At 42.7% G+C, this 11,795-nt stretch carries 11 protein-coding genes; 8 read left to right on the top strand and 3 right to left on the bottom strand.

Going from position 1 to position 11,795, the window contains the following annotated elements; genetic code table 11:
- The first annotated feature begins 203 nt into the window (after positions 1-203).
- From OCU48_RS09520 to malZ, 4 genes are all read left to right on the top strand, one after another.
- Positions 204-1,169, top strand: a complete 966-nt coding sequence (locus OCU48_RS09520; RefSeq protein ID WP_141346055.1) for an ABC transporter substrate-binding protein — start codon at positions 204-206, stop codon at positions 1,167-1,169.
- A gap of 66 nt (positions 1,170-1,235) precedes the next feature.
- Entirely contained in the window at positions 1,236-2,153 is a 918-nt protein-coding gene (locus tag OCU48_RS09515) for an ABC transporter permease (RefSeq protein ID WP_141346057.1), read from the top strand.
- Complete coding sequence (locus OCU48_RS09510; RefSeq protein ID WP_141346059.1) at positions 2,150-2,944, top strand: ABC transporter ATP-binding protein; 795 nt, start codon at positions 2,150-2,152, stop codon at positions 2,942-2,944. The genes OCU48_RS09515 and OCU48_RS09510 overlap by 4 nt, the downstream gene beginning before the upstream one ends.
- Positions 2,945-3,067: 123 nt before the next feature.
- On the top strand, positions 3,068-4,909 hold the full coding sequence (malZ, locus tag OCU48_RS09505; RefSeq protein ID WP_141346061.1) for a maltodextrin glucosidase: 1,842 nt from the start codon (positions 3,068-3,070) through the stop codon (positions 4,907-4,909).
- A gap of 77 nt (positions 4,910-4,986) precedes the next feature.
- Here the strand turns inward: malZ and dusC are convergent, their stop codons facing one another.
- Positions 4,987-5,943, bottom strand: a complete 957-nt coding sequence (gene dusC / locus OCU48_RS09500; protein WP_141346063.1) for a tRNA dihydrouridine(16) synthase DusC — start codon at positions 5,941-5,943, stop codon at positions 4,987-4,989.
- A gap of 143 nt (positions 5,944-6,086) precedes the next feature.
- Here dusC and OCU48_RS09495 point away from each other — a divergent pair, with 143 nt between their 5' ends.
- Positions 6,087-6,689 (top strand): YecA family protein, encoded by a 603-nt coding sequence (locus OCU48_RS09495; RefSeq protein WP_141346065.1) that lies wholly within the window; start codon positions 6,087-6,089, stop codon positions 6,687-6,689.
- A gap of 31 nt (positions 6,690-6,720) precedes the next feature.
- On the opposite strand, the gene dsbB is transcribed toward OCU48_RS09495, so the two are convergent.
- Both dsbB and nhaB read right to left on the bottom strand, forming a co-directional pair.
- Positions 6,721-7,245, bottom strand: a complete 525-nt coding sequence (dsbB, locus tag OCU48_RS09490) for a disulfide bond formation protein DsbB (RefSeq protein WP_141346067.1) — start codon at positions 7,243-7,245, stop codon at positions 6,721-6,723.
- A 141-nt stretch (positions 7,246-7,386) separates the two neighbouring features.
- A complete protein-coding gene (gene nhaB, locus OCU48_RS09485) occupies positions 7,387-8,976 on the bottom strand; it encodes a Na(+)/H(+) antiporter NhaB (RefSeq protein ID WP_141346069.1) in 1,590 nt (529 codons plus the stop codon).
- Positions 8,977-9,608: 632 nt separating this feature from the next.
- On the opposite strand from nhaB, the gene fadR reads away from it, so the two are divergent.
- The 3 genes from fadR (at position 9,609) to OCU48_RS09470 (ending at position 11,727) form a co-directional block, all read left to right on the top strand.
- Complete coding sequence (gene fadR, locus OCU48_RS09480; RefSeq protein WP_141346071.1) at positions 9,609-10,448, top strand: fatty acid metabolism transcriptional regulator FadR; 840 nt, start codon at positions 9,609-9,611, stop codon at positions 10,446-10,448.
- A 229-nt stretch (positions 10,449-10,677) separates the two neighbouring features.
- Entirely contained in the window at positions 10,678-10,971 is a 294-nt protein-coding gene (locus tag OCU48_RS09475) for a hypothetical protein (RefSeq protein ID WP_141346072.1), read from the top strand.
- A 465-nt stretch (positions 10,972-11,436) separates the two neighbouring features.
- On the top strand, positions 11,437-11,727 hold the full coding sequence (locus OCU48_RS09470) for a hypothetical protein (protein WP_141346074.1): 291 nt from the start codon (positions 11,437-11,439) through the stop codon (positions 11,725-11,727).
- Positions 11,728-11,795 lie beyond the last annotated feature (68 nt).

Genomic DNA, 11,795 nt, shown 5'->3' with positions numbered 1-11,795 from the left:
TCTTAACAATTCAACAAATAAGAGAGCTAAGTCACTTTGTTTGCTTTTGTTTTCGAACTCTTACTGGTAATAATAGAGGTCTAGAGTGCTCTATTTTGGTCAAATAAGCATCGAAAATTAGTTGTTTGATGCTTGTTTGTTCACCTTTGCCTCTAAATGGACATTTAATTCAGCTCTATTCGCTGATGATTCAAGGAGTGAAAATGAAGACAAATAAGATGATTGCCACCGCATGTTTAGTCGGTGCTACGCTTCTATCTAGTACCAGTGTTATGGCAAAAACAGCTAAGGTGGCGGTCTCTCAGATTGTTGAGCACCCGGCACTAGACGCAACGCGACAAGGTCTACTTGATGGCTTAAAAGCCAAAGGCTACGAAGAAGGTAAGAACCTTGAGTTCGATTATAAAACTGCTCAAGGTAACCCTGCCATCGCGGTGCAGATTGCTCGCCAATTTGTGGGCGAAAATCCCGACGTGTTAGTCGGTATCGCAACACCAACGGCTCAAGCGTTGGCTTCTGCGACGCGCGACATTCCTATTGTGTTTACAGCTGTGACTGATCCAGTAGGGGCTAAACTTGTTCCACATCTAGATAAACCAGGCAAAAATGTTACGGGTCTATCTGATCTTTCCCCTGTGGCTCAGCATGTTCAGTTAATCCAAGAAATACTCCCTGATGTTCAAACCATTGGTGTGGTGTACAACCCAGGCGAAGCCAATGCTGTGAGCCTAGTTCAATTACTAAAAGTAGCGGCAAAAGAAAAAGGCCTAACGGTTATTGAGTCTACGGCGTTGAAGAGTGCGGATGTGTTGTCCGCAACTCAAGCTATTGTTGCAGAAGCAGATGTTCTCTATGCACCAACAGACAATACAGTAGCGAGTGCTATAGAAGGGATGATTGTTGCGGCTAACCAAGCCAATAAGCCAGTCTTTGGCGGAGCAACGTCCTATGTTGAGAAGGGTGCAATTGCGAGTTTAGGCTTTGATTATTACCAAGTTGGCGTACAAACTGCAGATTATGTTGCAGCAATACTAGATGGCAAAGAGCCCGGCTCACTAGATGTTAAAGTTGCCCAAGGATCTGATATCGCTATAAGCCAAACTGCTGCTAAAAAGCTAGGCATTAGCATTCCTCAATCTGTTGTAGCGCGAGCTACCCAAGTTAAATAAGTAAGTTAGCCAGCCAATAGGCTGGCTTTTCCACTTTGTGGGGCTTAGAGCAGCGAAGGAGTATGTATGTCTGCTTTTGCATTTTTTGGGGCACTTGAGCTTGGGCTGGTCTACGGCCTTGTTGCATTAGGTGTCTATCTTACTTTTCGCGTTTTGGATTTTCCGGATCTTAGCGTGGATGGTTCCTTTCCTATGGGCGCAGCTGTCGCTGCCACCGCGATAGTTGCGGGTATTAACCCTTGGCTGGCAACAGGAATGGCCATTGTGGCAGGAGCAATGACCGGATGGGTAACGGCTTTTCTTGCAGTACGCTGTGGCATTTTACATTTGCTCGCCTCAATCCTTACCATGATTGCCGCCTTCTCAATCAATATTCGCATTATGGGTAGACCCAATGTTGCACTATTGGGCGAAAATACCATTCTTACTCCGTTTGAGAGTATCGGTGATCCCATGTTGATTCGCCCTCTCGTGGTGGGCGTTCTCGTTCTTCTTGCCGCCTTTTTTATTATCCGACTGCTTAATAGTGATTTTGGACTTGGTCTGCGGGCGACAGGTGTAAACGCACGCATGGTGCGAGCTCAGGGTGGAAGTACTTCTTTCTATACCTATTTTGGTCTTGCTTTGTCGAATGGCTTTGTAGGTTTTGCCGGAGCGCTATTTGCTCAAACTAATAGCTTTGCTGATGTAACATCTGGAGTAGGAACCATAGTCGTGGGCTTAGCGGCTGTGATCTTGGGACAAACGCTTATCCCCGGGCGAAAAATATGGGTAGCCGTGACCGCAGTTATTGTCGGCTCGGTGTTGTATCGTTTGGCTGTTGCTTTTGCGTTAAGCTCTGGAATGTTTGGGTTACAAGCCTCCGATCTTAACTTGGTCACGGCTGTTTTGGTCGCAGTAGCATTGATTGCGCCGAAGATGAAGGCAAAATACAAAGCGAAACAAAAAATGCAACAAGCGCGCACAGATAAGGAGGTGGCATGATTGAGTTAAGTAATATCCAGGTCACCTTTAACCCTGGAACCATTTTGGAAAACAGAGCGCTGCGAGGCGTCGACCTTGTCGTTCCTGAGCATGAGTTTTTAACTGTTATTGGCTCAAACGGTGCTGGAAAGTCGACCTTGCTAGGAGCAGTAACGGGTGAAACTCCTATGGTAGGAGGTAGCGTAGTTATCGATAGCATTGATGTCACGCGTCGTTCTGTAGATCAAAGAGCGAGTTTATGTGCTCGTGTCTTCCAAGACCCTTTGGCAGGGACGTGTGGTGACCTGACAATTGAAGAGAATATGGCTCTAGCCTACCGCCGAGGGCACCGACGTGGTTGGACCTTGGCATTGTCGAGCAAGCGCAGAAAACTATTCCAAGATCGTATTTCTATTTTGGGATTGGGATTAGAGGATAGGCTTGGCGATAGCATAGGACTTCTTTCGGGTGGACAACGGCAAGCCGTGAGTCTAATTATGGCGACGCTATCAGACAGTAAGCTTTTGCTATTGGATGAACATACCGCAGCGCTTGACCCTCGTATGGCGGCATTCGTGATTGATCTCACCAAGAAGGTAGTTAAGGAGTTTGACCTTACTGCAATGATGGTGACTCACTCAATGAAGGATGCTTTGGCTTGTGGAGATCGCACAGTCATGCTTCACCAAGGAGAGATCGTTTTGGATGTTGCCGGAGAGCAACGAGCTAATATGGGCGTTCCAGATTTGCTAGAAATGTTCAGTAAAGTTCGAGGTGAGGAACTAACTGATGACGGGTTGCTTCTCAGTTAACCGGTCACTGTTATTTATTATCTATACAAAGCGTGATCTCACCTTGATATGCGGTGGTTCACGCTTTTTTATCCCTTAACAATTCTCTAATTTGTGGGCAGTTCATTCCGTTTCGGAGTTTGTATGCAAAGCCCATTTCTATTTCATCCCCAATCGAGTAATAGTCTTACTTTTGATGGTACTCATTTAACCTTAACACTGATTGTTGAACCTATTGACGATATACAACAAATAGTGATTCGACATGAGCCGGATAATGAACAGTTTTATATCCCAATGTCGCAGATTGAAGGCGCTTCCAAGGGACGACTTCAGGTGTGGCAGGTTTGCTTCCCTATTAATCAAGATAGAGATGTCACTCATTATGTGTTTAAGGTTCAGACTAAAACGTCCCAACATTGGCTAGATGCGCGTGGCGTTTCCAATCGTATTCCACCAAAAGAGTATCATTTTAAATTTAATGCCCAACATCGCCCTGCGGATTGGATGCAGAGTCAGGTCTTTTATCAAATATTCCCAGATCGTTTTTGCAATGGTAATCCAGATATAGGTGTTTCTAGTGGAGAATACAGCATTAAAGATGGGACGGTGCCCGCTATTGAATCTGAATGGGGCTCACCTATCAACAATGATGACTCCATGTCTGTTCAATTCTTCAATGGCGACATTGCCGGTATTTACTCTAAGTTGGATTACCTGCAAGACTTGGGTATAACAACTTTGTACCTTAATCCTGTATTTAGCTCTCTCAGTAACCATAAATACGATACGACAGACTATTTAAATGTTGATCCGCATATTGGCGATAATGAAGAGCTCGCAGAACTATGCCAAGAGGTTCATCGTCGTGGAATGAGAATTGTGTTGGATGCGGTATTTAATCATACCTCGGCTGAGCATCCTTGGTTTGATAAGAGTGGCAAAGGCACTGACGGGGCGTACCATCATCTTGATTCCAAATATCGAGATTATTACTTCTTTGATGGTGAGTCGCAAAGCTACGAAGGTTGGAATGGCGTTCAAAATCTACCCGTGCTCAACTTCGAGCATCAGGAAGTGCGCGATTATATCTATGACTCTGACTCCGCAGTTATTAAGCATTGGCTACGTCCTCCTTACAATATCGATGGTTGGCGTTTTGACGTCATTCACATGCTAGGAGAGGGCAAGGGGGCATTTAATAATGCACATTATGTAAAGGCATTTCGTAATGCCACCAAACAAGAAAATAGTGAGGCACTCGTTCTTGGTGAGCACTTCTTTGAGGCAACTTCATGGCTGCAAGGTGACCAAGAAGATGGTGCCATGAACTACTATGGGTTTGCTCACCCGGTGCGCGCGTTTTTTGCCAATCAAGATATCGCATATGACCCTATTTCATTGACCAGTCATGAATTCCAGCAATGGCTATTAGAAGCAAAAGCTAAGGTTCCATGGCACAATCAGTTGGCTCAATTGAACCAATTAGACAGCCACGACACTGCACGCTTTATTACCTTATTGAAGGGGGATGAACATAAAATGCGCCAAGCGGGTCTTTTCTTGATGGCGTACATTGGTGTACCGTGCCTTTATTACGGTACCGAGGTTGGTCTTGAAGGAGAGAACGATCCTGATAACCGACGCACTTTCCCTTGGGAGCGTATTGAGCATTCCAAGTGGATACCATTCTTCAAGCAAATGCTGGCATTGAGGCACAAGTACAGGTCGCTACAAAGTGGTGATTTGCACTTCTTTGAAAGCCAAAATGAACAATTAGCCTTTGCTCGAAGCTATGGTGATGAACAACTAGTCGCTTTATTTAATAGCAGCGATAAGCCTACAGAGTTTCGCGTGCCGGTGTGGCAATTAGGCTTAGAGTTTGGCTTAGCCGAAAGTGTGCTTTCTTATGAAAAAGTGTCTATTGAAAATGGTGAATTAGTGATGACTCTTAGTGGTAAAGGGTGTGACCTAATTAGGCTATAACGTCTAGAACACTGTAATGAAAACGACCATTAATATTCATAATATTAATGGTCGTTGAATGAGTCTTAAATTTCAATTCAAGCACTAGTCAATAAATCTTGCTGGTAGCGTTGAATGTATTCCACTATCGGTTCAGCCTTGTTATAGGTGCGGATGCTATGGAACAACTCTTTTGCTTCGGGATATTGCTGGCGAAGATACGAAAACCATTGTTTGACACGATTAGGGTAATATAAGCCTTTATCACCTTTCATCTCATATTCTGAGTATCTTAATAGAAGGGATACCACTTCATCCCATGGCATAATGGCTTGGTTGTGTTTAACTACATTGCCAAGATTTGGCACATTAAATGCGCCACGGCATACCATTAGAGAGTCAATACCTGTTGTTTCAATGCAGCGTTGTCCATCTTGGTAATTCCAAATTTCACCATTGGCAATCAGTGGCATCTTGGTGTGTTGACGGATCTTGTTAAGGTAATCCCAGCGGATCTGATCGGCGCGATAACCACCTTCTTTGGTTCTTGCGTGTACGGTTAATTCACTTGCTCCTGCGCTTTCCACTGCATCGACGATTTCAAAGCAATCCTCTGGATCTTCCCAGCCAAGACGAATCTTGGCGGTAACAGGGATCTCGCTTGGCACGGCCTCACGACACGCGTTGATGATCTGATACATAAGTTCAGGCTCTTTTAATAGAACCGCACCACCTTTACTCTTGTTAACTAGACGAGCAGGGCAACCAAAGTTTAGGTCGATTCCAGCCGCTCCAAGATTAAAGGCTTTATGGGCATTTTCTGCCATCCACTGTGGATGTTGACCAAGAAGTTGTAAGTGTATAGGTGTACCCGACTTTGTCTTGGAGTCTTGCAGGAGTTCAGGACAAAGCTTATAGAATGAACGGTCTGGTAATAGTTGGTCGCTGACGCGCACAAACTCGGTGACGCACAGGTCAAAGTCGTTGATGTCAGTGAGGATTTCTCGCATTAAGTGATCGAGAATGCCCTCCATTGGGCCAAGTACGAGACGCATTTTATTCTACCTTTGTTTGCAGGAGGGCGGATTTTAGTGGGTTTTGAGCAAAATGTCACCGACAAAGTGATCTCGCTCTTGGCACTGTAGCAGCCTAGGCTATTTTCACTCATACTAGAGAAAATTTTTAGAGAGTAAATATCATGAGTGATTTGATTAGCTTGCCTGAGAGTGTTGCGCAGAGTGCTTACTTTTGGGAAGGCGCTATTTTAGCTGCTAACTTGACAGTGAAACCGCTAGAGCCAGAAATGTGGGCTTCAGAGTTGTGTGGTGAAGAGTTTGAAGCAGTGAAGCCTAGCATCATCGAGCAAATTAATGCCCAATACGGCAAACTTAAAGCCAATCAATACTCTGTGCTTGAACTAACCAATAATGACCCTGAACACCTTGCTGATTTGGCTGAAGGTTTTTTAGCTATATGGCCTATTGTTGAAACAGAGTGGCAATCCACAGAGGTAGCTGATGGCACGGTAAGAATGTTATCAGCCTTGCTAACCACACTATCTTTATTGGCTGATGAAGAGCAAACCCATCAGCAAATGAAAGAGGCAGGCTTTGAAGAGTTACCTCAAATTGCGGATCTTCAGCCACAGCTTGATTTGATGATTAATGAGGTAGCACAGGCTGCCGATGAGCATATGGTGGGAAATAAGAGTCAAACACTTAACCCCTTTAAGGATGTGGGTCGTAATGACCTATGCCCGTGCGGTAGTGGTAAGAAATTTAAAAAGTGTTGTGGTTCCTAGAGCCGAGAACCTAGGCTCTAGGTTTTAGTATCTAGGGTCTGTTCGACTTTACTCCAACAAGTTGGAGTAAACTAAATAGCACAGCAACACTTAAGCTCGCGCCAAAAATAATCACCAGCCATTGAGGCATAGATAGGTCAAAGAACTGCCATACGATTTTACTACAATCACCGGAAGGCTCGAACATCCAAGGAACCCACTTATCTAGCGGTGCCCAATTGGGAAAGTTAACAAAGATATCGCAGGTTCTAAACGGTGATGGATGAAATTGGTAGTCAACATGTTCAAGAGCCAGCATTAGTCCTTTATAGCTGAACGCAATCCAGCCAACTAAACCTAAACCACGAACGATGGCGTTTTGTGGTTTGCACAAGCCAATAGCAGCAGCAACGGCAATGCCAAGCATGGCTACTCGTTCATAAATGCACATTACGCAGGGAGCGAGTAACATTACGTGTTGAAAGTAAAGAGCACAAAGCTCAAAGGCGATCATTGCAAGTAGCAGAAGTAGCCACGATAGGCGTGAGCGAGAGAAATGGTAGAGGTTCTCGAACATTAATTTATTTCCTTATATGCGCATCTTCCATACGCAAAAAAGCCGGCGATAACTGTCGATCACGCCGGCCGATAACAGTCTGTTAGTTTTACCCCTTTAAAGCAGGCAAATCAATAGACTACAAATAATGATATAAGTTTCCTAATGATGCCCAATAGAGCTAGCTGCTTCGACAGCACTTGATGGCGATATCCAACCAAAATCATAGAACATTGCTGTCATAGGCTCTAACAAGAACATAATGCCAAACATCCCTACAAGTGCCAGTACAATGGTGTAAGGGAATGCCATGATGACCATACGACCATAAGAAAGACGAATCAGTGGTGCAAGCGTCGATGTTAGTAAGAATAAGAACGCTGCTTGTCCATTTGGTGTCGCTACAGAAGGTAAGTTAGTACCTGTGTTTATCGCTACAGCCAGAAGGTCAAACTGGTCTCGGCTAATCACACCTTGCAGTAGCGCTTCTTTTACTTCGTTGATGTAAACCGTACCTACGAATACATTATCTGAAATCATAGAGAGTATGCCGTTTGCGATATAGAACAACACAAGCTGAGTACCTTGATCTTCAACAGCGAGAACACCATCAATGATTGGAGCAAATAGGTCTTGTTCAATGATGACAGCAACAATGGCAAAGAAAACAGCCAGTAGTGCGGTGAAAGGCAGTGCTTCCTCAAACGCTTTCCCCATAGAATGTTCTTCGATAACGCCCGTAAACGCAGTCGCTAAGATGATGACTGATAATCCAACGAGACCAACAGCGGCAACGTGTAATGCTAGGCCAACAATAAGCCAAACTGCAATTGCACCTTGTATCCAAAGTTTTGCGACATCTTGTTTAGTACGACGTTTTTTTTCTTCTTGGTTGTAGTCTTCTAATATTTGTCGAACATGTACAGGTAGCTCAGAGCCATAGCCAAAAATCTTTAGCTTTTCGACGACAATAGTAGTGAGTAGCCCCATCGCTAGTACCGGTAAGGTAACAGGCAGCATGCGCATGATGAACTCACCAAATAACCAACCTGCTTGGTCGGCAATAATAAGGTTTTGAGGTTCACCAACCATGGTCATCACACCACCAAGTGCAGTGCCAACACCAGCATGCATTAGCAATGAACGTAAAAATGCACGGTATTCATCAAGGTCATCACGAGTGAGCTCTGTTAAATGTCCATCCTGAGTATGGTCATGGTTACTTGCATGTCCTTGACCAGAAACCACTTTGTGGTAAATGGAGTAGAAGCCAACAGCAACACTGATAACAACTGCGATAACTGTTAGAGCATCGAGAAATGCAGACAAAAACGCAGACGCAGCACAAAAGGCGAGAGACAGCATCGTTTTTGAGCGAATACCGAGCAGTATCTTAGTGAAAATATAAAGTAGAAGCTGTTTCATGAAGTAGATACCGGCGACCATGAAGATCAGCAGTAGCAATACTTCTATGTTGGCTACTAATTCATGCTTAACCATTTCGGGGCTAGTCATACCAATAGCGATAGCTTCAATGGCTAAAAGGCCACCAGGCTGTAACGGATAGCACTTTAGTGCCATAGCGAGTGTAAAGATGAACTCAATGACCAATAACCAACCCGCAGTGAAGGGGTCTATGAAGAAAAAAACAAATGGGTTAATGATTAAAAAGGCAACGATAGCCAGCTTGTACCAGTCTGGGGCCTTGCCAAGAAAATTCTTGATGAAGGCGTTTCCTAGGCTTAAAGGCATAACACTTCTCTCTATAGTATTTAAATCTGGTTGAGTCGGTTTTATACGACCTATCCATGCAACAACCTGATTTAGCGATTGGATAAGCTTAGGATATAAGATATTGCGGTGAGATATAGTTCGTATATTTGCTAGTCGAGGGCGCCATTTTTACTGGTAACATCTCGTAACACTCGTTTATCGGCGCATCTTCACTCGTATCACGATATTAGTCAAATTTATAGTGTGATTTAGATCTTGTTTGCAATAAATACAACTGAAAACACCCGTTTATATAACTTTATTTTGTTATTGGTGGTCGTTTGGGTATATCAAGTGTCTTTATTTGTATGAGAAATACTTTATGTCATTAAGTTGCTGTTTATTATGGTTTTAAATTTTTGTTTAGTATAGGAAATTAATTTTCAAACGACGACATACTTAGTATCATATTTCGGCTCATATGATTTTCATTAGCCATTTATCTGAAGATGGTTTTTTAGTGTTTTTTTGTTTTTATAGAATGATATTTAGTTTAATGTAATGGATTTTCTTCAAAGTTCACAAGTTATTTCCCACTGATTTTTGTAATTCAGAATTAGGTGGTATGATGAGTAATATTTTAATGAAATTCGAGTTGGAATATCCAATCTATGGTTATTAAGGCAAAAAGCCCAGCAGGCTTCGCAGAGAAGTACATTATTGAAAGCATTTGGAACGGGCGTTTTGCTCCCGGTTCTATTCTACCCGCTGAGCGTGAGCTATCTGAACTCATTGGTGTAACAAGAACAACGCTAAGAGAAGTGTTACAACGGCTTGCTCGTGATGGATGGCTGACCATTCAACACGGCAAACCGACTAAGGTAAATCAGTTTATGGAAACCTCGGGTTTGCACATCCTTGATACATTAATGACTCTGGATGCAGACAATGCAACAAGTATCGTTGAAGACCTATTAGCAGCGAGAACGAATATCAGTCCTATCTTTATGCGCTATGCGTTTAAGGTAAATAAAGAACAATCTGAAGAAACGATTAAGCGTGTTATCGAGTCTTGTGAGGCTTTGATGAAGGCTGATTCGCATGCAAGCTTCATGGACACTTTTCCGTATGCCGATAAGATTGCGCAGAACGTAAAAGAAGACAATGAGAAAGACGAGCAAAAACGCGACGAGATTTTGATCGCGAAGACATTCAACTACTATGACTACATGTTGTTCCAGCATCTGGCGTTTCATTCAGGAAACCAGATCTACGGTTTAATTTTTAACGGTTTGAAGAAGCTCTACGATCGTGTTGGTGCTTTCTATTTCTCAAACTCAGTTTCGCGTGAGTTAGCACTAAATTTCTACAAAGACTTGCTATCAATATGCGAAGAGGGAAGACGAGATCGTTTACCTGGCGTTGTTCGCCAATACGGCATCGAAAGTGGCCTGCATTGGAATGAAATGAAAGTGAGTTTGCCGACAAACTTTACTGAAGATGACAGCTAGTTTTTAGACTCAAATATATTTCGGAGCCTCGCAATTGCGAGGCTTTTTATTGCGTGGTGATTAGAGTGAGAGAACAGCAATGGTTATAGATCGTTGTTTTTTCTTTGTTTCGTGGTGAGTTCTTTAGTTTTAATAGTAATGATTATGACTATCAATGTATTTATTATTAAAGTGGTACTAGAATTAAGGGGCGCTCATAGCTTTAACTGAGTTTAAGGAGGGCGTTCAAATGAACCTAAAAACTGGCTTTATTGCAATATGTGTAGTGGCGTTTTCACCCGCAGTACTTGCGCAACAAGAGGTGTTTAACGGTTTTATTAGTGAAAGCAATACGGTTTTGATTGCAGAGAATCGGGGCGGTACCAGCAACGAAATAAGAGGTCCAAAATTTCAGTCTACTACGCTCGAAGATAAGGGCATGACAGATGCCTACGAGAATAAGGAAATGGAGCAAGACATGAAGGAAATGGTGGATGACAGTAACAACTACAATCGTGAGCGAGTTCATAACAAGCGTGTCTAAGAGCATGTTTAATGAAACAATCACTTGAACCGCTTCGTTAACGAGGCGGTTTTTTTGTATTTGGATGCCTTTAACTTCAATAGACCTTAGCAGAAGAGCCTTTAATTACCTTTCTAGCGCTTACTCGAGTCCTATTTGGTGGTATTCGTGTGATTGTGTATTCACCGTCAGGGTGGGAGTTAAAACAATCATCTCTTAAATCTTTATGGGTAAGTTGAAAGATTTTTCAAAAAGCTAAGGTCTATTGGATTAGCTTCACTTAATGATTTTGTTGTTCGTAAGTGAAGTATCCAGTAATCGTTACTGATCCTTTTTGAGAGAGTCGCGTAATTACTGTTTAGTCCCTGTTGAGTAAATAAAGATAAAAAAGAGAATGATAATTATTAGTCTTTTATTTATCGTTAGAGTGGTATCAAATTAAGGGTCGCTCACTATCTTAATTATGTGTAACCGAGGGCGTTCATCATGAATCTTAAAATCAGTTTAATCACAACCTGTATTATTGCTTTTTCACCTGTTGCTCTAGCACAACAAAATTTTTCTTTTGGCTTTGTGGATACGAATAACTCAATTCTAATCGCGGAAAATCGTGGTGGTACTAGTAACGAGACGAGAGGGCCCAAGTTCCGTTCTCACAGTATGAAAGACAAGGATATGATCGATGCTTATCAAGACAACAAAATGGACGAAGAATTGAAAAGTTTAGTAGATAGTGAAGGTTACGATCGTGACACAATACATAACAAACGCGCTTAATCTCTTCTTAATTATCTCAATTAAATGAACCGCTTCCCTTTTGAAGCGGTTTTTTTGTTTGTGTTCAC

The organism is Vibrio inusitatus (assembly GCA_024346935.1).
In the GTDB taxonomy this organism is placed as follows: Bacteria; Pseudomonadota; Gammaproteobacteria; order Enterobacterales; family Vibrionaceae; genus Vibrio; species Vibrio inusitatus.
Note: the sequence above shows the minus strand (reverse complement) of the source record. Positions and strands in the feature narration are given on the sequence as shown.